Raw genomic sequence first — 21,886 nt, forward strand, 5'->3', positions numbered from 1 at the left:
GTACGGCCCACAAAGCCCAAGCCGCCTGGATCGGATCTGACTTGAAGCGTCCCCTCCTCCTGCTCCTGATCAGCCTGGCCTTGAGCTCCCCCGTCAGCGCGGCGATCACCGAAAGCCACGGTTATGCGCAGTTCGGCACGCTCAAGTACCCGGCCAGATTTACCCACTTCGACTGGGTCAACCCGCAAGCGCCCAAGGGCGGCACCTTGCGGGTGATGGCGTTTGGCACCTTCGATACGCTCAACCCCTACACCTTCAAGGGCACCAGCCCGGTCACCACGGCGAATTTCCTGCAATACGGCATCAACGAGCTGAACGAGCCGCTGATGGTCGGCACCGGGCAATACGCACCGTCCGGTGACGAACCGGCGTCCAGTTACGGCTTGATCGCCCAATCGGTGGAGTACAGCGAAGATCGCAGCTGGGTGGTGTTCAATCTGCGCCCGCAAGCGCGCTTCCACGACGGCACGCCGATTACCGCGTACGACGTGGCGTTCTCCTATCGCCTGCTGCTCAAGGAAGGTCATCCGCTATATCGCACCGCCCTTCAGGAAGTGCTGCGGGTTGATATCCTCAACCCGCAGCGCATCCGCTTTGTACTCAAGCGCAGCGGCAATCCGTTGCTGATCCTGCGTCTGGGTGAGTTGCCGGTACTGCCCCAGCATTACTGGAAAGGTCGCGACTTCAAGGCCACCACCTTCGAGCCGCCGCTGGGCAGCGGGCCGTACCGCATCACCTCGGTCACGCCGGGGCGGCAGTTGATTTTCGAGCGGGTCAAGGACTACTGGGGCAAGGACCTGCCAGTCAACCGCGGCAAATACAACTTCGATCGCATGGAAGTCGAGTTCTACCGCGACAGCGATGTGGCCTTCGAAGCGTTCAAGGCCGGCGAGTTCGACATTTATATCGAGCATCAGGCCAAGAACTGGGCCAACGGTTACAACTTCCCGGCGATCCGTCGCGGCGACGTGATCAAGGCGCAGATCCCGCACCAGATCCCGACCCAGAGTCAGGGTCTGTTCATGAACACCCGGCGCGCGACCTTCGCTGACGTCAAGACCCGCGAAGCCCTCGGCCTGATGTTCGACTTCGAATGGACCAACCGCGCGCTGTTCAGCGACGCCTACAAACGCACTACCAGCTACTATCCCAACAGCGAATTCAGCGCCGTCGGCCTGCCGGTCGGCCATGAATGGCTGATGCTCAAGCCGTACAAGGATCAACTGCCGGCGCGCCTCTTCACCGACCCGTTCACGCTGCCCCAAACCGACGGTCGTGGCATACCCCGGGAAACAATGCGCAAAGCCCTGGCGCTGCTGGCCGAGGCCGGCTGGAAGCTCAATGGCCAGCGCTTGCAGAACACCGCCGGCCAGCCGCTGCGTTTCGAGCTGCTGCTGGTCAATCCGAACCTGGAGCGGATCCTCCAGCCGTACATTGAAAACCTCAACAGCATCGGCATCGACGCGCGCCTGCGCACCGTGGATCGTGCCCAGTACAAACAGCGTCTGGATCAGTTCGATTTCGACATGATCCTGATGACCCTCAACCAGACCCTCAGCCCGGGGCTGGAACAGTGGCAGTACTTCCACTCCAGCCAGGTCGGGGTCAAGGGCAGCAAGAATTACGCGGGCATCGCCAACCCGGTGGTCGATCATCTGCTCGAGCAACTGCTCGCCGCCCGCACCCGCGATGAACAGGTCGCCGCCGGCAAGGCGCTGGACCGCGTGCTGCTCTGGCAGCACTACAGCATTCCCAACTGGTACCTCAATTATCACCGTCTGGCGTACCGCAACCGGTTCGCCTTCGTCACCACGCCGCCCTACACCCTGGGCCTGAGCGCGTGGTGGCTGAAATCTTCGGAGAAAGATCGATGAAGCCTATCCGCGCCCTGCTCGTGCAGGCCAGCGGTCTGTTGTTCACCGGGCTGGCCTTGGCCGCCCCGCAACACGCCGTGACCCTGTACAACGAGCCGCCGAAGTACCCCGCCGACTTCAAGCACTTCGACTATGTAAACCCTGACGCGCCCAAGGGCGGGATCTTCCGCCAGGCCGGCTTCGGCGGCTTCGACAGCCTCAATCCGTTCATCAGCAAAGGCGTGCCGGCGGACGATATCGGCCTGATCTACGACACCCTGGCCAAACAGGGTCTGGACGAGCCGTTCACCGAATACGGCCTGATCGCCAGCAAGATCGAAAAGGCCCCGGACAACAGCTGGGTGCGCTTCTACCTGCGTCCCGAAGCGAAGTTTCACGACGGCCACCCGGTACGTGCCGACGACGTGGTGTTCAGCTTCCAGACGCTGACCAAGGAAGGCGCGCCGATGTATCGCGGCTACTACGCCGACGTCGAGGAAGTGATCGCCGAAGACCCGCTCAAGGTGCTGTTCAAGTTCAAGCACACCAACAACCGCGAACTGCCGCTGATCCTCGGTCAGTTGCCGGTGCTGCCGAAACACTGGTGGGCCGAGCGTGATTTCAACAAGGGCAACCTGGAAATCCCGCTGGGCAGCGGCCCGTACAAGGTTACGCAAGTGAAGGCCGGGCGTTCGGTGCGTTACGAGCGGGTCAAGGACTATTGGGGCAAGGATCTGCCGGTCAATCGCGGTTTCTACAACTTCGACGTAATGACCACCGACTATTACCGCGACAACACCGTCGCACTGGAAGCGTTGAAAGCCGGGCAGTTCGATTACTGGCTGGAAATGGCCGCAAAAAACTGGGCCAACGCCTACAACGTGCCGGCAGTGACCGAGGGGCGGCTGATCAAGGAACAGATTGCCAACAGCAACCCGACCGGCATGCAGGGCTTCGTCTTCAATCTGCGCCGCCCGGTGTTTCAGGACGTGCGGGTACGCCAGGCCCTCGGCCTGCTGTTCGACTTCGAATGGACCAACAAGCAACTGTTCAACGGCGCTTATGCGCGCACCCGCAGTTATTTTGAAAACTCGGAAATGGCCGCCACCGGCCTGCCTGATGCAGAACAGGTGGCGATCCTCGATCCGTTCCGCAGCCAGCTGCCGGCGCAGGTGTTCAGCGAAGCCTTCGAAAATCCGAAAACCGACGCCAGCGGCATGATCCGCACGCAACAGCGCGAGGCGTATCAGTTGCTGCAAGAGGCTGGCTGGAAAATCGTCGACGACAAAATGGTCGACGCGACCGGCAAACCGGTGGTCATCGAATTCCTCCTGGCGCAGACCGAATTCGAACGCGTGTTGTTGCCGTTCAAGCGCAACCTCAGCGACCTCGGCATCGACCTGGTGATCCGCCGCGTCGACGTCTCGCAATACGTCAATCGCGTGCGCTCGCGAGACTTCGACATGATGGTCGGCAGCTTTCCGCAGTCCAACTCGCCCGGCAACGAGCAGCGCGAATTCTGGATGAGCGCCGCCGCCGACAAGTCCAGCAGCCGAAATTCGATCGGCCTCAAGGACCCGGTGGTCGATCACCTGGTGGAGAACCTGATCAACGCCGATTCGCGCAAAAGCCTGGTGGCCCACGCCCGTGCCCTCGACCGTGTGCTGCAATGGGGCTACTACGTGATCCCCAACTGGCACATCAAGACCTGGCGCGTGGCGTACTGGAACCACATCGGCCACCCGAAAGTCTCCCCCAAGTACGACATCGGCATTAACACCTGGTGGGTCAAACCCGATGCGAAGCCGGCGGTAGAAGTCGAAACCCAACTGCAAGCCGACCCTGTGGGCACGGAGTAATCAGATGCTGGCGTACATTTTTCGGCGACTGCTGCTGATCATCCCGACCCTGTTCGGCATTCTGCTGATCAACTTCGTGATCATCCAGGCCGCGCCCGGCGGGCCGGTGGAACAGATGATCGCCAAGCTCGAAGGCTTCGAAGGCGCCACCAGCCGCATCGCCGGCGGCGGTGCCGAAGTGTCGGTGGCCGGCTCCTCCTATCGCGGTGCGCAGGGCCTGGACCCGGCGCTGATCAAGGAAATCGAGAAGATGTACGGGTTCGACAAGTCGGCCCCGGAACGTCTGTGGATCATGGTCAAGAACTACGCCCGGCTGGATTTCGGCGACAGCTTCTTCCGCGACGCCAAGGTCATCGACCTGATCAAGGAAAAGATGCCGGTGTCGATCTCGCTCGGATTGTGGAGCACGTTGATCATGTACCTGGTATCGATTCCGCTGGGGATCGCCAAGGCCACGCGGCACGGCAGTCATTTCGACGTCTGGACCAGTTCGGCGATCATCGTCGGTTATGCGATCCCGGCGTTCCTGTTTGCGATTCTGCTGATCGTGGTGTTTGCCGGCGGCAGTTATCTGGACTGGTTTCCTTTACGCGGCCTGACCTCGAACAATTTCGATGAGCTGAGCCTGGGCGGCAAGGTTCTCGATTACTTCTGGCACCTGGCGCTGCCAGTGACGGCGCTGGTGATCGGCAACTTCGCGACCATGACCCTGCTGACCAAAAACAGCTTCCTTGACGAGATCAACAAGCAATACGTGGTCACCGCCAAGGCCAAGGGCCTGACCCGCCACCGTGTGCTCTACGGCCATGTGTTCCGCAACGCGATGCTGCTGGTGATTGCCGGTTTCCCGTCGGCGTTCATCGGCATCTTCTTCACCGGCTCGTTGCTGGTGGAAGTGATCTTCTCCCTCGATGGCCTCGGCCTGATGAGCTTTGAAGCGGCGATCAACCGCGATTACCCGGTGGTGTTCGGCACCCTGTTCATCTTCACCCTGCTGGGGCTGGTGGTGAAACTGATCGGCGACCTCACCTACACCCTTGTCGATCCGCGCATCGACTTTGCCAGCCGGGAGCATTGAGATGAACCTGTCCCCTCTCAACCGCCGGCGCTTCGAACTGTTCAAGGCCAACAAGCGTGGCTGGTGGTCGCTGTGGCTGTTTCTGATCCTGTTCGGCCTGAGCCTCGGCGCCGAGCTGATCGCCAACGACAAGCCGCTGGTGGTGCATTACGACAACAACTGGTATTTCCCGGCGATCAAGCGCTACCCGGAAACCACCTTCGGCGGCGAATTTCCGCTGGAAGCCAACTACAAGAGCCCGTACATCCGCGAGCTGCTCAAGGCCAAGGACGCGTGGGTGCTGTGGGCGCCGATTCCGTTCAGCTACCAGAGCATCAACTACGACCTGAAAGTCCCGGCCCCCGCCCCGCCATCGGCGGACAACCTGCTGGGTACCGACGATCAGGGCCGCGATGTGCTGGCGCGGGTGATCTACGGCTTCCGTATCTCCGTGCTGTTCGCCCTGACCCTGACCGTGCTCAGCTCGATTATCGGCGTCATTGCCGGCGCCTTGCAGGGTTTCTACGGCGGCTGGGTCGATCTGGCCGGCCAGCGCTTTCTGGAGATCTGGTCGGGCTTGCCAGTGTTGTACTTGCTGATCATCCTCGCCAGTTTCGTCCAGCCGAACTTCTGGTGGCTGCTGGGAATCATGCTGCTGTTCTCGTGGATGAGCCTGGTGGACGTGGTGCGCGCCGAGTTCCTGCGCGGGCGTAACCTCGAATACGTGCGCGCAGCCAGAGCGCTGGGCATGCAGAACGGCGCGATCATGTTCCGCCACATTCTGCCCAACGCCATGGTTTCGACCATGACCTTCATGCCGTTCATCCTGACCGGCGCCATCGGCACCCTCACCGCCCTGGATTTCCTCGGTTTCGGCTTGCCGGCCGGCAGTCCGTCGCTGGGTGAGCTGGTGGCTCAGGGCAAATCCAACCTGCAGGCGCCGTGGCTGGGCATGAGCGCGTTTGCGGTGCTGGCGCTGATGTTGAGTTTGCTGGTGTTCATCGGCGAGTCCGCTCGCGATGCCTTCGACCCGAGGAAGTGACATGAATCAGGACAATCTGATCGAAATCCGCGACCTGGCCGTCGAGTTCGGCATCGGTGAGCGCGTGCAACGGGTGGTCGAAGGCGTGAGTTTCGACATCAAGCGCGGCGAAACCCTGGCGCTGGTCGGCGAGTCAGGCTCGGGCAAGTCGGTGACGGCGCATTCGATCCTGCGCCTGCTGCCCTATCCGCTGGCGCGGCATCCGGCCGGCAGCATCAATTATTCCGGGCAAAACCTGCTGGAGCTGGGCGAAAAGACCATCCGTCACATTCGTGGCAACCGGATCGCGATGATCTTTCAGGAGCCGATGACCTCGCTCAACCCGCTGCACTCGATCGAGAAGCAGATCAACGAGGTGCTGGGCATCCACAAGGGCCTGACCGGCAAGGTCGCGACCAAGCGCACGCTGGAGTTGCTGGAGATGGTCGGCATCCCCGAGCCGCACAAGCGCCTCAAGGCCCTGCCCCACGAATTGTCCGGCGGCCAGCGCCAGCGGGTGATGATCGCCATGGCCTTGGCCAACGAGCCGGAACTGCTGATCGCCGACGAACCGACCACTGCGCTGGACGTGACCGTTCAGCTGAAAATCCTCGACCTGCTCAAGGAATTGCAGGCTCGATTGGGCATGGCGCTGTTACTGATCAGTCACGATTTGAACCTCGTGCGAAGAATTGCGCATCGTGTATGTGTCATGCAGCGCGGTTGCATCGTCGAACAGGCATCGTGCGAAGAGCTGTTCCGTTCGCCGCAGCATCCGTACACTCGGGAACTGCTTGGCGCGGAGCCCAGCGGAGGCCCGGCGAGCAATAAAATCGGGGCGCCGCTGCTTGAAGTCGAGGATCTGAAAGTCTGGTTCCCGATCAAGAAAGGCCTGCTCAAGCGCACGGTGGATCACGTCAAGGCAGTGGACGGCATCAATTTCAGCCTGCCTCAGGGTCAGACCCTGGGGATCGTGGGGGAAAGCGGTTCCGGCAAATCCACCCTGGGTCTGGCGATCCTGCGGTTGATCGGCAGCAAAGGTGCGATCCGTTTTGAAGGCAAGCAGCTAGACTGCCTGACGCAAAGCGAAGTCCGGCCGTTGCGCCGGGAGATGCAGGTGGTGTTTCAGGATCCGTTTGGCAGCCTGAGCCCGCGGATGTGCGTGAATGACATCGTTGGCGAAGGCCTGCGGATCCACAAGATGGGCACCGCTGCCGAGCAGGAAGCGGCGATTATTGCGGCATTGAAGGAGGTAGGTCTGGATCCGGAAACCCGGCACCGCTACCCCCACGAATTTTCCGGTGGGCAACGGCAGCGAATTGCCATAGCCCGGGCCTTGGTGCTCAAGCCGGCGCTGATTCTGCTGGACGAGCCGACTTCGGCGCTCGACCGGACGGTGCAGCGGCAAGTGGTGGAGCTGTTGCGTTCACTGCAAGCCAAGTACAACCTGACGTATTTGTTCATCAGCCATGACCTGGCTGTCGTCAAAGCGCTGAGCCACCAGCTGATGGTGGTCAAGCATGGCCAAGTGGTCGAACAGGGAGACGCGCAAAGTATCTTTGCCGCCCCCCAACATCCGTATACACAGCAGTTGCTGGAGGCCGCTTTCCTGGCACCAGCCACTGCGCAATAACCTGAAAGAGGAGCAACACATGGGTTTTCTCGCCGGTAAGCGCGTACTGATCGTCGGTGTCGCCAGCAAGCTGTCCATCGCATCCGGCATCGCTGCCGCCATGCATCGCGAGGGCGCTGAGCTTGCCTTCACTTATCAGAACGACAAACTGAAAGGTCGCGTAGAAGAGTTCGCACAGGGCTGGGGTTCGAGCCCTGAGCTGTGCTTCCCGTGCGACGTGGCCAGCGATGAAGAAATCGCCAAGGTCTTCGAAGAACTGAGCAAGAAGTGGGACGGCCTGGACTGCATCGTGCACTCCGTCGGCTTCGCCCCGGGCGACCAACTGGACGGCGACTTCACCGAAGCCACCACCCGTGAAGGCTTCCGCATCGCTCACGACATCAGCGCCTACAGCTTCGTGGCCCTGGCCAAAGCTGGCCGTGAAATGATGAAAGGCCGCAACGGCAGCCTGCTGACCCTGTCGTACCTGGGCGCCGAGCGCACCATGCCGAACTACAACGTGATGGGCATGGCCAAGGCTTCGCTGGAAGCCGGCGTACGTTACCTGGCCGGTTCCCTGGGCCCGGACGGCACCCGCGTCAACTGCGTATCGGCCGGTCCGATCCGTACCCTGGCAGCTTCGGGCATCAAGAACTTCCGCAAGATGCTGGCCGCCAACGAAGCGCAAACTCCGCTGCGCCGCAACGTCACCATCGAAGAAGTCGGCAACGCCGGCGCCTTCCTGTGCTCCGACCTGGCGTCGGGCATCAGCGGTGAAATCATGTACGTGGACGGCGGCTTCAACACCACCGCCATGGGCAACATCGAAGAGTAATCTTCGCGCTGCCGATAAAAAGCCCGCCTATTCAGGCGGGCTTTTTCATGCCTGCGATTTCGTTAACATCGTCTTTTTCTGTGGGAGCCAGCCTGCTGGCGATAAGGCCAGAATCAACAACGCTTCAAGGCTTGCTTGTGCTCATACATCGCTGCATCCGCATCCGCCAGTAACTTGTCCACGGTGTCATGGCGCTGCGGGTTGTATTCGATCTGGCCGACGCTGAAGCGAATCGCATAACCGCGGTGCAAAGTGGCATTGCGCTCTTCGAGAATTTCCTTGAGTCGCGCCATGATCGCCGTGGTTTCGACATGGCTTGAACCGGTCAGCAGCGCCACGAATTCATCGCCGCCCAGCCGTCCCACCACATCGCTCTCGCGAAAGGCGATGCGCAGCACATCGGCGAAACTCTTCAGCGCGCTGTCGCCCTCGGCGTGCCCATAAAGGTCGTTGATCTGCTTGAAGTCATTGAGATCGAAAAACAGCAGCGTCGCCGGTTTTTGCAGGCGTGCGCAGGCGTCCAGCGCGTGCTGGGCCAGCATCTTGAAGCCGCGACGGTTGGACAGCAGCGTCAGCTCGTCCATGCTCGCCATCTGCACGGCCGTCAGCTCTTGCTCGGCCATGCCGGCCAGATCGCGCAGCAGGGCGCGCTCCTCTTCGTCGAGATCGCGGGGTTTGGTGTCGATCAGGCACAAGGTGCCCATCTTGTTGCCGCTGGGTACGGTCAGCGGATAACCGGCGTAGAACCGGATGTTCGGCTCCCCGGTAACTAAAGGGTTGTCGTGGAAACGCTCGTCCTCTCGGGCGTCAGGTACCAGCATGAGCTCGTCCTTGAGAATCGCATGGCCACAGAATGAAACAGAGCGTGGCGTTTCGGCCGTGTCCAGCCCCACGCAGGACTTGAACCATTGCCGCTCCTTGTCCACCAGCGTGACCAGCGCGATCGGCACGTTGAACAGACGCTTGGCCAGTCGCGTCAGCCGGTCGAAGCGCTCCTCCGGTGCGGTGTCGAGCAGCTTCAGGTCCTGCAGCGCTTGAATGCGCGCAGCTTCATTGGCGGGTTTGCCGGGTACCAGCATCACACACTCCTTTGTCGTCGATGCAGTTGAGCGTAGCCCGAATCAGCAATGACTCAACTTCTCATCCACCGGCCACCGGACACGGCCCGCCCGCATCGGCCCAGAGTTTGAACTGGGTCACGAAGATATCGTGCGGCACCGGCACCGGCGCGCGCCCTGCCCCGGGATTCCAGCCCCAGAGCACCAGTTTGTCCTCGCTGACGTGTTTGATCAGCGCGGCGAAGTCCCGGTCGCCGTTGCTGGCGCGGTCCTTGATCATTGCGCACAAGCGATCCGGCGGCAGACCGATCCAGGCCATCTTGTGGGCGGCAGGCGGCAGGCTCCAGTGAGGCGCGCCCGGTGGCGCATGGGGGCCGTAACTGGCCGGCGGATTGCTTTCGGCGTGACAGGTGGCGCACGGCAAACCGGCCGCGCCCTTGCCGTCCATGCCGCGCACCACGCTCATGGCGTGAGGAATGCCGGCGTCGAACTGCAACGGCGAATCGCCGGGAATGTGGCAGTTCTGGCAGCGCGGGCTCTGGAAGACTTTCTGCACCGTGCCGAAGGCCATCAAGGCTTCCTGATCGTCAGCGAACAGATCCGACGCGTAACCGCCCAGCCCAAGCAGAATCACCGTGCCCAACAACAAATGTCGTTTCATCTCACACCCCCGACAATTGCAGCGGCATTTCCCGCAGGCGCTGCCCGGTCAGGGCGAATACCGCGTTGGCCACCGCCGGCGCCGTGGGCGGTACACCGGCCTCGCCGATGCCGCCGGGTTTCTCGCTGCTGGGCACGATGTGCACCTCGACCAGCGGCATTTCATTGAGCCGCAACACCTGATAGTCGTGATAGTTGGACTGCACGACATGGCCGTCCTTGAGCGTCAGTTTGCTGTGCAGCGCCATGCCCAGGCCGAAGGTGATGCACGATTCCATCTGCGCAGCGATGCTCTGCGGGTTGACCGCAATCCCGCAGTCCACCGCGCAGACCACGCGATGCACGCGGATCGCCAGATTGTCCTGTGACACCTCCGCCACCTGCGCCACGTAACTGCCGAACGATTCGTGCACCGCCACGCCCAGCGCATGGCCGTCCGGCAGCGGGGCTTTCCAGTTGGCCTTCTCCACCGCCAGATTCAACACGCCGAGATGCCGGGCATGATCCTTGAGCAGCGTTCTTCGGTACTCCACCGGGTCCTTGCCCGCCGCCGTGGCCATTTCATCGATCAGCGACTCCATGACAAACGCGGTGTGGCTATGACCCACCGAACGCAGCCACAGCACGTTGATCCCGGTGGTCGGCGAGTGCAGATCGACCTGATGATGGGCCAGGCCCTTGATGTACGGGCTGTCCGAAACGCCTTCGACCGACGTCTGGTCGACGCCGTTCTTGACCATGGTTTTCTCGAGCATGGTGCCGGCCATGATCGATTGCCCGACCAGCACATGCTGCCAGGCCAGCGGCAGGCCGTCGGCGCCGAGGCCGATCTTCGCCTGATGCAGAAACATCGAGCGGTAGTAGCCACCGCGAATATCGTCTTCGCGCGACCACACGGTTTTCACCGGCATCGCCGCAGCCTTGGCCACTTGCACCGCTTCGGCGACAAAGTCCGAGGTCGGGTTGGCCCGCCGGCCGAAACCACCACCGAGAAATTCGGTGTGAATCTCCACCTGCTCCGGCTTGAGCCCGGTGATCTTGCCGGCAACCATCTGATCCAGCGTCTGGAACTGGGTGCCGGTCCAGATCTCGCACTTGTCGGCGCTGATCTTCACCGTGCAGTTGAGCGGCTCCATCGGCGCGTGGGCCAGGTATGGCACGCTGTATTCAACATCGATTTTCTTCGCTGCCTTGCCGAAGTTGCCCTTGGCATCGCCGGCCTGCGCCGCCGAAGTGCCCGGCGTGGCCGCCAGTTTGCGGAAACTCGCCAACAGCTTTTCACTGCTCAGATCAGCGTTCGGCCCCAGGTCCCAATCGACCTTCAACGCATCGCGACCGAGTTTTGCCGCCCAGTAATGCTCGGCGACCACCGCCACACCGGTCGGCACTTGCACCACTTTGTGCACGCCGGGGATCGCCAACGCCTCAGCGCCTTCGAAGGATTTCACCGTGGCGCCGAACGCCGGCGCCCGCGCCACCATCGCCGTCATCAATCCGTCGAACTGCACGTCCATGCCGAACTTGGCGCGACCGGTGATTTTCTCCGGGGTGTCGAGGCGTTTGGTGGGTTTGCCGATGACTTTCCAGTCCTTGGCTTCTTTAAAGGTGATCGACTTCGGATCCGGCACCGGCAGTTGCCCGGCGGCGTCCGCCAGTTCGCCGTAGGTGGCGCGGTTGTCGCCGGCAATCACCACGCCGGATTCGGTGCGGATCGTCGACGGTGCCACGTTGAAACGCTTGGCCGCCGCTTCGATCAGCATCTGCCGCGCGGTGGCACCAGCGAGGCGGTAGCGGTCGAACTCCATCCAGGTTGAAGTCGATCCGCCGGTAATCTGCATCCCGCCAAAACCGGGCATGCCGTAATCGGCTGCCGAAGCTGGCGAGTGCTCGACGCGGATCTTCGACCAGTCGGCGTCCAGCTCTTCGGCGATCAACATGGTCAGCCCGGTCCAGATGCCCTGGCCCATTTCCGAATGGCCGAGCAGCACGGTCACGCTGTTGTCCGCTGCAATACGCAGGAACGCGTTCGGCGCAAACACCTTGCCTTCGTTCTCGGCTGCCTTGGCAAAGCGATTGCCGCCGGGCACCACGAACGCCACCACCAGACCACCGCCAAGCACGGCGCTGCCCTTGAGAAATCCGCGACGGGATACAGGACTGTTCATCACTCACCTCCCCCTCGCTCAGCCGATGTCGGCCGCGCGTTTGACCGCCGCGCGGATTCTTGGGTACGTGCCGCAGCGGCAGATATTGCCGGAGAGCGCCTGATCGATATCGCTGTCGGTGGGTTTGGGGATTTTCGCCAGCAACGCGGCGGCGGACATGATCTGCCCGGACTGGCAGTAGCCGCATTGCACCACGTCCAGTTCGGCCCAGGCCTGCTGTACCGGGTGCGAACCGTCGCTCGACAGGCCTTCGATGGTGAGGATCTTCTGGCCATGGGCGACGGCCGTGGCCGGGGTGATGCAGGAGCGCAGCGGTGCGCCATCGACGTGCACGGTACAAGCACCGCACTGGGCCATGCCACAACCGAATTTGGTACCGGTCAGGTGCGCGACATCGCGCAGGACCCAGAGCAACGGCATGTCCGCGGGGACATCGAGCTCCTGATCCTTGCCATTGATGTTCAAGGTCAGCATCGGGGACTTCCTCAGACTCACAGTGTTCTGAAGGGCGCTGCTCCGGCTCTCGATGTCCGTGCGCGCCTCGGCTTATCCCTTTCAGCTAAGCGCATTTTGACCCGACGACCAGCCGCAGCGACCACCGGTCACGCAGCACCGTTCGGGAATTCTTCGATCAAAGTGCCGACTTTGCTCCTACAGTTGATCCGGTTGTCATCGCAAGACCTGCCCTTTCACACTTTCCAGGAGTCGCGAACATGGGATTTGTCACAACGAAAGACGGCGTCGAAATCTTCTACAAGGACTGGGGCCCGAAAGACGCTCCGGTGATCCACTTCCACCACGGCTGGCCGCTCAGCGCGGACGACTGGGATGCGCAGATGCTGTTTTTCCTGGCACAGGGCTTCCGGGTCGTGGCCCATGATCGACGGGGTCACGGGCGTTCGAGCCAGGTCTGGGACGGCCACGACATGGATCACTACGCCGACGATGTGGCGGCGGTAGTCAATCATCTGGGGACGCAGAAAGCCGTGCACGTCGGCCACTCCACCGGTGGCGGCGAGGTGATTCACTACATCGCCCGGCATGGCGAGGATCGGGTATCGAAAGCCGCGATCATCAGCGCCGTGCCGCCGCTGATGGTGAAAACCGAGAGCAGCCCCGGCGGTTTGCCCAAGTCAGTGTTCGACGATCTTCAGGCGCAACTGGCGGCCAATCGTGCGCAGTTCTATCGCGACGTGCCCAGTGGGCCGTTTTACGGCTACAACCGCCCTGGCGCCAAGCCATCGGAAGGGATCATTGCGAACTGGTGGCGTCAGGGCATGATGGGCGGCGCCAAGGCGCACTACGACGGCATCGTTGCCTTCTCACAGACCGACTTCACCGCCGACCTGAAAAGCATCTCGATCCCGGTGCTGGTGATGCACGGCGACGACGACCAGATCGTGCCCTATGAAAACGCCGGTGTGCTGTCGGCGAAGCTGCTGAAAAACAGCACGCTGAAGATTTATCCGGGCTTCCCCCACGGAATGCCGACCACCGAGGCGCCGACGATCAACGCGGATCTGCTGGCGTTCATTCGCGGCTAATAGTGGCCGGGGTCAGGCGCCCTGCCTGACCCCGGTTACTCTTCGGTTCGCCCCGTTCTCTCGCGATCACGCACGTAGTGTCGGGCCAGCGGAAAGGCCGGTAGCCACGACTCGCGACGCACCGTCCACAGCTCATAGGTGGGCAGGAATTGATCCGGCGCATCCAGCGCGCCCAGATTCACTTCGACTTCATCGCCACTGCGGCCAAACACCGATGAGCCACAGCGCGGGCAGAAATGTCGCCCGGCATAGTCACGGGTCTCGCCGCTGATCGTCACCGCGTCCTCGGCAAAGATCGCCGACGCGGCAAACAGCGCGCCATGGTGTTTGCGGCAATCCAGGCAGTGGCAAACGCCAACCCTGTAGGGTCGCCCCGACGCCTCGATCCGCACCTCGCCGCACAGACAACCGCCGGTCAATCGGTCCATGAAACACCTCGTCTGAAAATGGAATATCCGGTGAGTGAAAATAGCAGCCCACTGGGGGAACGCTTACAATCGTGGCCCATTAATACTATTCAGGCAGAACCGTTCTTTCATGGCGCTCGATCCTCTCACGATGCTCACCATTTCCACCGCCCTGGCCGCGGCGGCCGCCCTGTATCTGGCGGTCGAATGGCGCAGCATCCGCGAACCTTCCCTGCTGTTCTGGAGCGCCGGTTTCGCCACCATCACCGTCGGTTCGAGCCTGGCCCTGTTGCGCGCCAATGGTTATCCGCTGATCGGCATCTGGTTCGCCAACGGCCTGCTGGTGGTCGCGCACTGGCTGTTTCTGCTTGGGGTCGCGCGGTTTACCCAGCAGCGCTTGTCACGCGCCTGGTACTTGATGTTCCTGCTCTGGCTGGCGTTGCTGCTGCTACCGGAAGATCCGTCGTGGTCGAAGATCATGCTGATGGCCAACTCGCTGCTGGTGGCCGCGCTGATGCTGCGGGCCAGCCTGTTGCTGCGTCCGCACGGCAAATCGTTGAGCGTCGGCGCAGTGCAGTTGCGTTATGTGCTGCTGATCCACGGCGCGTTCTATTTCGCCAAGGCGATCATCGCGGTGATTCCCGGCACGCTGATCGATCTGGCGTCGCTGCGCGGCGAAATCATTCAGATTTCCCTGGTCGAGGGTGCGATGGCGATCATGCTGATCGCGCTGTCGATGACCGGCACCGAGCGCTACCGGCGTGAAAAGCAGATTGCCGAACTGGCCGCCCGGGATCCGCTGACCGCGCTGTACAACCGCCGCGCCCTGGAAGTCCGCGCACCGCGCCTGCTTGATGAAGTGTCCAGCGCCCGCCCCGGCGCGCTGCTGCTGATCGACATCGACAACTTCAAACTGATCAACGACCTCTACGGCCACACTGCCGGCGACCGCTTGCTCATCGCCCTCAGCGAAATGATCCGCGCGGTACTGCCCAAAGATGCGCTGGCAGCACGGCTGGGCGGTGACGAATTCGTGATGCTGCTGGGCGATGCGTCGCACGCACAGATCATGGTGCTGGGCAGCGAGCTGCGCGAACAGTTTCAGCAGATGACTTCCCAGACCTACACCACCCCGCAGGCCGTCACCCTGAGCATCGGCGCCAAGGTGTTCGATCAGCCGCCAGCCAGCCTCGCGGCGTTGATCGAACAGGGCGACAGCGCGCTCTACGAATCCAAGCGCGGCGGTCGCAACCGGATTCAACTGGCCGACTACACCTGACCTATCCTTGCCTGCATCCCGCGATCCCGGAGCCCGTCATGTCCTCGCCTGAATCCACCCTCCTCCAGAGCTGGCATCACAACGCCCGGGCCTGGACCGAAGCCGTGCGCAGCGGCGCCATCGAGAGTCGCCGGCAGGTCACCGATCAGGCCATTCTGCTGGCGGTGATGGGGCGCCAGCCGGAGCGCGTGCTCGATCTGGGATGCGGCGAAGGCTGGCTGTTGCGTGCGCTGGCCGAGCGAGGATTCGATGCGGTCGGCGTCGACGGCGATGCGACGCTGGTCGAGGCCGCGCGGGTGGCCGGTTCATCGCGCGTGCATGTCGCCAGCTACGAAGAACTGGTTGAGGCGAAGGTCGAAATTGGCCGCGATTACGACCTGATCTGCGCCAATTTTTCCCTGCTGCATCAGGACATCATTCCGCTGCTCGCGGCGATGAATGCCCTGCTCGTACCGGGCGGTGCGCTGGTGATCCAGACGCTGCATCCGTGGTCGGTGGCCGCCGGTGATTATCAGGACGGCTGGCGGGAAGAAACTTTCGAAGGATTTCAGGGCGAGTGGTCGCCAATGCCATGGTATTTCCGCACCCTGTCCAGCTGGCTGAATGCGCTGGACATGGCCGGCCTGCAATTGACCGGCCTGCGCGAACCGCAGCATCCGCAAAGCCCGGTGCCGCAATCGTTGCTGATGATTGCCGAGCGTCGCGGTTAAAACGCTACAGCCTCGGCTTGAGCAGAAACCCGGTGTAATGCCGCAAAAACAGCGCGAACCCCGCGCACCAGAGCACCACGGACAGCCCCAGCCCCAGACTGGAAAACGGCACCAGCAACACCCGGCAACCCGCAGCGATCAGCACCAGCGCAAAGCCCAGCACCATGCCTTTCGAGGGCTGTAACAACCGGCCGGTATGCCCAAGGCTGACCCGCGCAATCATCGCCAGAATCAACCCACCCACCCCGCCGACCGCCAGCGCATGGGTCGCCAGGCTTTGCTGGCCGATCAAACCCAGATGCCACAGCGCCATGGCCCAGGTTGCCAGCGCCATCCAGCCGTAAGCCAGATACAGCGACCACAGCAGCGGCACCCGCCACATCCCGCGATCATGCCAGCGGATCAGCCGCATCAACTGCAAACTGCCGGTCAGCACAAACAGGCCCGCCAGCCACAGCCGCGGCGAATCATTGAGGCCTGCCGCAAAAGTGACAGCGGTCAGCAGGCTGCCGATCAACAGCAATCGGGTTGGCAGTGGATTGGCGACGGGTGCCGGCGGACGGTTCAAGCCGCGCTGAATAAAGAACGGAATCACCCGCCCGCCAATCACGGTCATCAACGCCGCCACCAGCCACAATGCGCCCAGCACACCCTGGCGTTGCAGGCCGGCATCGTCGTTGTACAGGCCGATCAAAGTCAGCGCCTGACAACCCGCCATCAGCCCAAGCACCAACACAATCGGGTAGTTATCACGTTTGCGGGCAGCGACCAGATCCCGTCCCAGCATCACCGCCAGCAGCGGCAGAAAACCCCATTGCAGCGCCAGAATCAGCCCGGTCGGCAACGGCAGCCACCAGGCTACACGCCCGAGCAGCCAGACCGAGACCAGCGCGATCAGCGCCCCGCCGCGCACTCCGGGAATGCCGGTCCAGTTGGGAACCGCCGTCAGCAGAAACCCGGCAACGATCGCCGCCGCGAAACCGAAGGGCATTTCATGTCGATGCCACGCAAGCATGCCGCCCGCCGGTTGCAGATCGAACCAATGTCCGTAAAGCCACAGACCCCAGATCAGGATCGCCAGCGCGGCGAATCCTGCCCCGGCCAGAAACAGCGGCCGGAAGCCCAGGCTGAACAGCGGCGCATCGGCGAGTCTGCGCATGTTCAAACCACCACGGCGGCGTGATGTGGGCCCAGCCGATATTGAGACAGGAGCCGCATCACATAGCCGATCTTGATCAGCGTCGGGCCAACGATGGTCATGGCATGCATCGCCACCAGCAACGCAATCGGCATGTGGCCCTGATACAGATAAGCGCCGTAGATCCCGGCCAGCAACATGACCAGACCGGCGACGAGCACTTTGCTCGACAGGTGCAGAACGTTCAGCGGATTCTCGAAGAAAGTGAACATGTTTCGTACTCCTGAGCGGATCAGTTTGTACGATTGATATATCAACTCTTGTGCCAGATTTTTTATCGTTATAAATCAGCTAGATAATTCGTAAGAAGTCAATATGACTCCACCAGAAAAGAGTCATATTGACTTCTATGTTTGTCATAACGACAACATTCGCCTTCAGGGTTGCTTTGCGTAGGCCCCTCTGAAATCAGAAAACTCACCGGCCCCCTCCACTTGCACCGCTCCGTCGAGCAGCCGCAATCGATAGAGTGGCTCGGCGATCTGATCCTGACCAATCACCAGATTGCCCGCCTGCAACGGCCACTGCCGGTTCTCCTGACGGGGTGGCTTGCCCGGTTGCGTCACGGCCATCTGGATCAACGCCTGCTCACCCGCACCCGTCTCGGTGGCCGGCACGATTTTGATCGTCAGCCACGCCGATCGCTCGTCCGGCGCCATCATCACGTAACGGCCTTCACGCTGATCGCCCGTGGGCGTCTGAAACTTTTGCGGTGCAACCCGGAACGCCGTCGGTCGCGCTTCGAAGATCAGAGACTTGTCGCCGTCGTGCCATGTTCCGCCCTGAAAGCCGTGCTCATCAGGCTCACCTGCCACGTACCAGTCGCCGGTGACACGGCCCTGGGCGTCCAGCTCATGCAGCAACACAGCTCCGTCATCGTAGGTCTCGCCCACCAGTCGGATCGGTTGGCCATTGCCCGTTTTCGTGTAACGAACCTCGCCAATGTAGACGCCACCCAGCATCTGCCACCACAGCTCGAATGGGATCTTGCCATCGAGCTTGCCCCGCAGCATCACCGGCGCTTCACCCACTGGCCCTTCAAGGCGACGCTGTTCCCGCCATTTGCCTTCCTTCAATTCCCGCTGCGTGACGTCGGTATAACCCGCCGGCATCAGCGGGCTGCCTTCGGAAGGCCGCTGCGCCACCTCGATGGTTTCTGTCACCTTGAGCGGCGAATTGTTCTGCACCTGCCAGGTATGGCTCTGGCGCCAGCAGCAACCGCTTTTCGCGTGAGTGACCAAGCGACGAGCGGCGGAATCGACTTCGAACAACCCCAGATACGGTTCGCGAGTCAGCGCCGACAAAGCCTTGTTCGGCACCAGCACCGGGCTCGACGGCTTAAACAGATAGACGTCGTAGGATGCCGCGCCGTAGCCACCGTCGTTACCGTTACGGAGCGCCAGATCCTGGTGTCCATCGAAATTGAAGTCGCCAAACACCACCAGACGTTGCTCGTCGCATCGCAAGGCCTTGGCTGAATCGTTGAGCGGAACCAGATCGACGGCATCGGCCGTGTCGATTCGTTGCAACACTTCGCCACTGGACTTGTCGCGCAGGATGACTTGTGCCGCCACTGGTTCGAAGTTCTGCGTCGGTGGATGCTCGATGGTCACATCGACGCTGTACCTGTTTGCCGGATCCGAGAGCTGACAGCTCAAAGATTCGGCACTGGCCGACGCGGCGGCAAACAGGCAGAAAAAAATCCATGTACGAGAGGCAACCATGATGCAGAGCGTCCTTGCGGCAAAATCGGGGCGGCAAGTCTAACGACAAACGTTTTTGGGCGCACTTGTCGATCTATGGCGCCTACGACCCGCTTCGGACTGACTACGCTTTTAATCCAGCGTGTCTAACCTGCCGAGGATGACTGCCATGCAACGCTTTCAAAAGCTGACCCCGTGCCTGTGGTTCGACGATCAGGCCGAGGCGGCGGCCAAGTTCTACTGCTCGATCTTCGATCACTCGAAAATCACCGCCCTCACCCACTACAGCAAGGTCGGCCAGGAATTCCACGGGCGCCCGGAAGGCTCGGTGATGACCGTCAGTTTCGAACTCGACGGCCATACCTTCACCGGGCTCAATGGCGGGCCGATGTTCAAGTTCAATGAGGCGATCTCGTTTCAGGTCAATTGCCAGAATCAGGAAGAAGTCGACCATTTCTGGGGCAACCTCAGCGCCGGCGGGCCGGTGGAAGCCCAGCAATGCGGCTGGCTCAAGGACAAGTTCGGCGTATCGTGGCAGATCGTGCCGGTGGCCTTCATGCACATGATGACCGACCCCGACCAGACCAAGGTCCAACGGGCGATGCAGGCCATGTTCCGGATGAAAAAACTCGACATTGCCGAACTCGAACGAGCCTTCGCCGGCCAGAGCTAATACACTCGGGCACTGGTCTGCCGAGAACCACAACGATGAAAGCTGCCGCCAATAACCCCGAACAAGCCCCGCGCTTCTGGCGCGACGACGCCCTGCCCTTCATCGAAGCGCGGGCCATCGCCGATGGGCGCGAGGTCTGCTATTCACGGCACTCCCACGCGCACTTTTCCATCGGCGCGATCACCGCCGGGCGCAGTACTTACGTGCATGAGCAATCATCTTTCGAAGTGACGGCCGGCACCGTGGTGCTGATGAATCCGGGGGACGTGCACGCGTGCAACCCGATCGATGACCAGCCGTGGTCGTATTTGATGTTGTATGTGGAAACGCCGTGGCTGACGGATCTGCAGCATCAGCTGGGGTTCAGTGCGGAACTTGAGTTTCGGCGGTTTTCCGATACCCATTTGAATGATGCCCGCCTGTTTCGCGACTTGAATGCGTTGTACGCGATATTGGTCGACGAGCAGCAAGACGTGCTGCGCAAACAGAGCGCTGCGGTGGAGTTTTTCAGCGACCTGCAACTGCGCCTGAACCCTATCGAACAACCTCTGCGAGAGCCGAACTTCAAACTCGAACGCGCCGCCGACTTCATTCGCCATCATTGCACCGACCTGCTCAGCCTCGACGACATTTGCGCCGCCGCCGAGCTGTCACCGTCCTATTTGATTCGCGCCTTCAAACAGCATTTCGGCATGACGCCCCATGCGTTTTTGGTCAACCAGCGCATTCAGTTTGCCCGAGAGTGTCTGAGGCGCGGGCAGTTGATTGCGGATGTGGCGCTGGAGGCGGGGTTTGCCGATCAGGCGCATTTTCAGCGGGCGTTCAAGCAGCATCTGGCGGCTACGCCGGGGCAGTATCGGGGTTAAACGAAAAAACGGCCCGCATTGGGCCGTCTCGGTTTGGAAGGGACGCGGAGCGTCCCGGGCTGCATTCCCACGCAAAGCGTGGGAACGATCAGGTTACAGAGGCGCCTCGGCCTTCAACTCCAGATTATCCAGCGCCCGATTCACCGCCAGTTCACCCAGCATGATCAATTGCGCAATCCCCAACAGCACATGCCGATTCGAGCCGTCCACCAGTCCGGCGAAGTCGGTGGCCATGGTTTTGGCCGAGGTCAGGGTTTCGCAGGCGTCGGCCAGCAGTTCTTCGCTGTCGATGCCGGGGGCGATGAGGTAGCGGGTGTTGGGTTTGAGCATCGGTTTTCTGGGGTGGAACGGATTGAGGTAGTGGTCGAGAGCGCGGTCGGCGGCTTCGTGGAATTTCTTGGAGTCGAGGGTTTCTTAGGGCGAGGTCGGGTCGGTTTCGGGTGGGTTTGGTGTTGGTTTGATCATGATTGAATCTCCAGAGTCATGGAGCCGCCACGATTCGCTGCGATACGAAGAGGTGGCAGCTATACGCGGGTCGCAGACCGGGACTCTAGAACCGGCAGACCCGAGGGTCTCCCACGTACAGCCGCCATAAAACTGGAGGGTGTTGTGCGTCTAGAGATCGCGGGCTGCGAGACCCGATCGCTGATTCGTCAGCGACCGGCAAACAATAGAACCCGCTCCCAAGGCGCACAAGCCGGCGGATTCTGGCGGATGCGTAGGCAATGGCGCAAGTTCGCGTGGTTTGTCGGACGCATCCTTAAACACCTTTAAACCCAAGCCCCGTCACACTCACGGCAGCAACAGATACCCCGCACTCACCGCCAACAGCAACGCCATCACCCGGTTGAACAAGCGCATCCCCGCCGGGTTGCCAAGATAACCGCGCAAGAACGTCCCGGCATACGCCCAACAGCCGACCGACAGATAACAGATCACCAGATACACCGCCGCAAACTGCCACACAAGCCGCGCCTCGCCATCGGCGACAAACGCGCCCATGCCCGCCACGCAGGCCAGCCAGGCCTTGGGATTGAGCCACTGCATCACTGCGCCGTAGAGCATCGACGGCGCCCTGCCCGATTCTCCCGCATTCAACTGGCCGTCATCCGTGGCCAGTTTCCAAGCCATGAACAGCAAAAACGCCACCCCGGCCAGTTGCACCACGCGGTTCAGCGCCGGCCACAGCTTGAGCACTTCGTGCAGCCCCAGCCCCATCAACACCAGCAACAACACAAACCCCAGCGTCGCCCCGGCCACATGCCGCTGGCTGGCGCGAAAGCCGAACTGCGCCCCCGAGCTCAACGCCACGATATTCACCGGCCCCGGGGTAATGGACGCGGCCAGGGCAAACGCCGCCATCGACACAATCAGACTCATCGCACA

The 21,886-nt window shown here is 61.7% G+C and carries 20 protein-coding genes and 1 pseudogene; 11 read left to right on the top strand and 10 right to left on the bottom strand.

Annotation, left to right across the window (positions count from 1 at the left end; translation table 11 throughout):
• Window positions 1–41 precede the first annotated feature (41 nt).
• The 6 genes from EIY71_RS20080 to fabI are packed head-to-tail and all read left to right on the top strand — an operon-like array spanning window position 42 to window position 8,237.
• Window positions 42–1,874 (top strand): extracellular solute-binding protein, encoded by a 1,833-nt coding sequence (locus EIY71_RS20080; protein WP_134022852.1) that lies wholly within the window; start codon window positions 42–44, stop codon window positions 1,872–1,874.
• Window positions 1,871–3,712, top strand: a complete 1,842-nt coding sequence (locus EIY71_RS20085) for an extracellular solute-binding protein (RefSeq protein ID WP_085748401.1) — start codon at window positions 1,871–1,873, stop codon at window positions 3,710–3,712. Before EIY71_RS20080 ends, EIY71_RS20085 begins: the two co-directional genes overlap by 4 nt.
• A 4-nt stretch (window positions 3,713–3,716) precedes the next feature.
• Window positions 3,717–4,790, top strand: coding sequence for a microcin C ABC transporter permease YejB (locus EIY71_RS20090; protein WP_007956943.1), 1,074 nt, complete (start codon window positions 3,717–3,719; stop codon window positions 4,788–4,790).
• Window position 4,791: 1 nt separating this feature from the next.
• Window positions 4,792–5,811 (top strand): ABC transporter permease, encoded by a 1,020-nt coding sequence (locus EIY71_RS20095; RefSeq protein ID WP_085698849.1) that lies wholly within the window; start codon window positions 4,792–4,794, stop codon window positions 5,809–5,811.
• A gap of 1 nt (window position 5,812) precedes the next feature.
• On the top strand, window positions 5,813–7,423 hold the full coding sequence (locus EIY71_RS20100) for an ABC transporter ATP-binding protein (protein WP_102687407.1): 1,611 nt from the start codon (window positions 5,813–5,815) through the stop codon (window positions 7,421–7,423).
• Window positions 7,424–7,442: 19 nt separating this feature from the next.
• The gene (fabI, locus tag EIY71_RS20105; RefSeq protein WP_003202751.1) at window positions 7,443–8,237 is read left to right on the top strand and encodes an enoyl-ACP reductase FabI; all 795 of its coding nucleotides are present in this window, start codon (window positions 7,443–7,445) and stop codon (window positions 8,235–8,237) included.
• A gap of 113 nt (window positions 8,238–8,350) precedes the next feature.
• On the opposite strand, the gene EIY71_RS20110 is transcribed toward fabI, so the two are convergent.
• The 4 genes from EIY71_RS20110 to EIY71_RS20125 form a co-directional block, all read right to left on the bottom strand.
• Window positions 8,351–9,316 (bottom strand): sensor domain-containing diguanylate cyclase, encoded by a 966-nt coding sequence (locus EIY71_RS20110; protein WP_134022854.1) that lies wholly within the window; start codon window positions 9,314–9,316, stop codon window positions 8,351–8,353.
• 61 nt (window positions 9,317–9,377) lie between these two features.
• Window positions 9,378–9,956 carry a hypothetical protein gene (locus EIY71_RS20115; RefSeq protein ID WP_134022856.1) on the bottom strand — a complete coding sequence of 193 codons (579 nt, stop codon included), beginning with the start codon at window positions 9,954–9,956 and terminating at the stop codon, window positions 9,378–9,380.
• 1 nt (window position 9,957) lies between these two features.
• A complete protein-coding gene (locus EIY71_RS20120; protein ID WP_085748404.1) occupies window positions 9,958–12,120 on the bottom strand; it encodes a xanthine dehydrogenase family protein molybdopterin-binding subunit in 2,163 nt (720 codons plus the stop codon).
• 18 nt (window positions 12,121–12,138) lie between these two features.
• Window positions 12,139–12,594, bottom strand: a complete 456-nt coding sequence (locus EIY71_RS20125; protein WP_007956954.1) for a (2Fe-2S)-binding protein — start codon at window positions 12,592–12,594, stop codon at window positions 12,139–12,141.
• 239 nt (window positions 12,595–12,833) lie between these two features.
• Here EIY71_RS20125 and EIY71_RS20130 point away from each other — a divergent pair, with 239 nt between their 5' ends.
• Window positions 12,834–13,664 carry an alpha/beta fold hydrolase gene (locus EIY71_RS20130; protein ID WP_102687403.1) on the top strand — a complete coding sequence of 277 codons (831 nt, stop codon included), beginning with the start codon at window positions 12,834–12,836 and terminating at the stop codon, window positions 13,662–13,664.
• Between the two features lie 35 nt (window positions 13,665–13,699).
• Here EIY71_RS20130 and EIY71_RS20135 read toward each other — a convergent pair whose 3' ends face one another.
• On the bottom strand, window positions 13,700–14,092 hold the full coding sequence (locus EIY71_RS20135) for a GFA family protein (RefSeq protein WP_102687402.1): 393 nt from the start codon (window positions 14,090–14,092) through the stop codon (window positions 13,700–13,702).
• Window positions 14,093–14,201: 109 nt separating this feature from the next.
• Here EIY71_RS20135 and EIY71_RS20140 point away from each other — a divergent pair, with 109 nt between their 5' ends.
• Entirely contained in the window at window positions 14,202–15,350 is a 1,149-nt protein-coding gene (locus tag EIY71_RS20140) for a GGDEF domain-containing protein (protein WP_102687401.1), read from the top strand.
• A 38-nt stretch (window positions 15,351–15,388) separates the two neighbouring features.
• The gene (locus EIY71_RS20145; RefSeq protein WP_102687400.1) at window positions 15,389–16,060 is read left to right on the top strand and encodes a bifunctional 2-polyprenyl-6-hydroxyphenol methylase/3-demethylubiquinol 3-O-methyltransferase UbiG; all 672 of its coding nucleotides are present in this window, start codon (window positions 15,389–15,391) and stop codon (window positions 16,058–16,060) included.
• 4 nt (window positions 16,061–16,064) lie between these two features.
• Here the strand turns inward: EIY71_RS20145 and EIY71_RS20150 are convergent, their stop codons facing one another.
• From EIY71_RS20150 to EIY71_RS20160, 3 genes are all read right to left on the bottom strand, one after another.
• Complete coding sequence (locus EIY71_RS20150) at window positions 16,065–17,219, bottom strand: NnrS family protein (RefSeq protein WP_102687399.1); 1,155 nt, start codon at window positions 17,217–17,219, stop codon at window positions 16,065–16,067.
• 2 nt (window positions 17,220–17,221) lie between these two features.
• On the bottom strand, window positions 17,222–17,470 hold the full coding sequence (locus EIY71_RS20155) for a transmembrane sensor/regulator PpyR (protein WP_085748410.1): 249 nt from the start codon (window positions 17,468–17,470) through the stop codon (window positions 17,222–17,224).
• A 165-nt stretch (window positions 17,471–17,635) separates the two neighbouring features.
• On the bottom strand, window positions 17,636–18,982 hold the full coding sequence (locus EIY71_RS20160; RefSeq protein WP_134022858.1) for an FG-GAP repeat protein: 1,347 nt from the start codon (window positions 18,980–18,982) through the stop codon (window positions 17,636–17,638).
• 148 nt (window positions 18,983–19,130) lie between these two features.
• Between EIY71_RS20160 and EIY71_RS20165 the strand changes: the two genes are divergently transcribed.
• Together EIY71_RS20165 and EIY71_RS20170 are read left to right on the top strand one after the other, a co-directional pair.
• Window positions 19,131–19,634: a VOC family protein gene (locus tag EIY71_RS20165; protein ID WP_085748412.1), complete on the top strand. Its 504-nt coding sequence runs from the start codon at window positions 19,131–19,133 to the stop codon at window positions 19,632–19,634.
• Window positions 19,635–19,669: 35 nt separating this feature from the next.
• Window positions 19,670–20,500 carry an AraC family transcriptional regulator gene (locus tag EIY71_RS20170; protein WP_134022860.1) on the top strand — a complete coding sequence of 277 codons (831 nt, stop codon included), beginning with the start codon at window positions 19,670–19,672 and terminating at the stop codon, window positions 20,498–20,500.
• A 93-nt stretch (window positions 20,501–20,593) separates the two neighbouring features.
• Here EIY71_RS20170 and EIY71_RS20175 read toward each other — a convergent pair.
• Both EIY71_RS20175 and EIY71_RS20180 read right to left on the bottom strand, forming a co-directional pair.
• Window positions 20,594–20,965 (bottom strand): annotated as a pseudogene (locus EIY71_RS20175) (DUF6124 family protein).
• Between the two features lie 327 nt (window positions 20,966–21,292).
• Window positions 21,293–21,880 carry a LysE family translocator gene (locus tag EIY71_RS20180; RefSeq protein WP_134022862.1) on the bottom strand — a complete coding sequence of 196 codons (588 nt, stop codon included), beginning with the start codon at window positions 21,878–21,880 and terminating at the stop codon, window positions 21,293–21,295.
• Between the last annotated feature and the right edge of the window lie 6 nt (window positions 21,881–21,886).

The organism is Pseudomonas sp. CH235 (assembly GCF_004368175.1).
Lineage (GTDB): Bacteria > Pseudomonadota > Gammaproteobacteria > Pseudomonadales > Pseudomonadaceae > Aquipseudomonas > Aquipseudomonas paraglycinae.

What these genes read in the sequence shown, in the direction of transcription:
- EIY71_RS20110 (WP_134022854.1), bottom strand. Translation starts at nt 9,316, where the DNA reads ATGCTGGTACCCGGCAAACCCGCCAATGAAGCTGCGCGCATTCAAGCG.
- EIY71_RS20125 (WP_007956954.1), bottom strand. Translation starts at nt 12,594, where the DNA reads ATGCTGACCTTGAACATCAATGGCAAGGATCAGGAGCTCGATGTCCCC.
- EIY71_RS20095 (WP_085698849.1), top strand. Translation starts at nt 4,792, where the DNA reads ATGAACCTGTCCCCTCTCAACCGCCGGCGCTTCGAACTGTTCAAGGCC.
- fabI (WP_003202751.1), top strand. Translation starts at nt 7,443, where the DNA reads ATGGGTTTTCTCGCCGGTAAGCGCGTACTGATCGTCGGTGTCGCCAGC.
- EIY71_RS20180 (WP_134022862.1), bottom strand. Translation starts at nt 21,880, where the DNA reads ATGAGTCTGATTGTGTCGATGGCGGCGTTTGCCCTGGCCGCGTCCATT.
- EIY71_RS20160 (WP_134022858.1), bottom strand. Translation starts at nt 18,982, where the DNA reads ATGGTTGCCTCTCGTACATGGATTTTTTTCTGCCTGTTTGCCGCCGCG.
- EIY71_RS20090 (WP_007956943.1), top strand. Translation starts at nt 3,717, where the DNA reads ATGCTGGCGTACATTTTTCGGCGACTGCTGCTGATCATCCCGACCCTG.
- EIY71_RS20165 (WP_085748412.1), top strand. Translation starts at nt 19,131, where the DNA reads ATGCAACGCTTTCAAAAGCTGACCCCGTGCCTGTGGTTCGACGATCAG.
- EIY71_RS20120 (WP_085748404.1), bottom strand. Translation starts at nt 12,120, where the DNA reads ATGAACAGTCCTGTATCCCGTCGCGGATTTCTCAAGGGCAGCGCCGTG.
- EIY71_RS20140 (WP_102687401.1), top strand. Translation starts at nt 14,202, where the DNA reads ATGGCGCTCGATCCTCTCACGATGCTCACCATTTCCACCGCCCTGGCC.
- EIY71_RS20170 (WP_134022860.1), top strand. Translation starts at nt 19,670, where the DNA reads ATGAAAGCTGCCGCCAATAACCCCGAACAAGCCCCGCGCTTCTGGCGC.
- EIY71_RS20155 (WP_085748410.1), bottom strand. Translation starts at nt 17,470, where the DNA reads ATGTTCACTTTCTTCGAGAATCCGCTGAACGTTCTGCACCTGTCGAGC.
- EIY71_RS20115 (WP_134022856.1), bottom strand. Translation starts at nt 9,956, where the DNA reads ATGAAACGACATTTGTTGTTGGGCACGGTGATTCTGCTTGGGCTGGGC.
- EIY71_RS20100 (WP_102687407.1), top strand. Translation starts at nt 5,813, where the DNA reads ATGAATCAGGACAATCTGATCGAAATCCGCGACCTGGCCGTCGAGTTC.
- EIY71_RS20085 (WP_085748401.1), top strand. Translation starts at nt 1,871, where the DNA reads ATGAAGCCTATCCGCGCCCTGCTCGTGCAGGCCAGCGGTCTGTTGTTC.
- EIY71_RS20130 (WP_102687403.1), top strand. Translation starts at nt 12,834, where the DNA reads ATGGGATTTGTCACAACGAAAGACGGCGTCGAAATCTTCTACAAGGAC.
- EIY71_RS20150 (WP_102687399.1), bottom strand. Translation starts at nt 17,219, where the DNA reads ATGCGCAGACTCGCCGATGCGCCGCTGTTCAGCCTGGGCTTCCGGCCG.
- EIY71_RS20135 (WP_102687402.1), bottom strand. Translation starts at nt 14,092, where the DNA reads ATGGACCGATTGACCGGCGGTTGTCTGTGCGGCGAGGTGCGGATCGAG.
- EIY71_RS20145 (WP_102687400.1), top strand. Translation starts at nt 15,389, where the DNA reads ATGTCCTCGCCTGAATCCACCCTCCTCCAGAGCTGGCATCACAACGCC.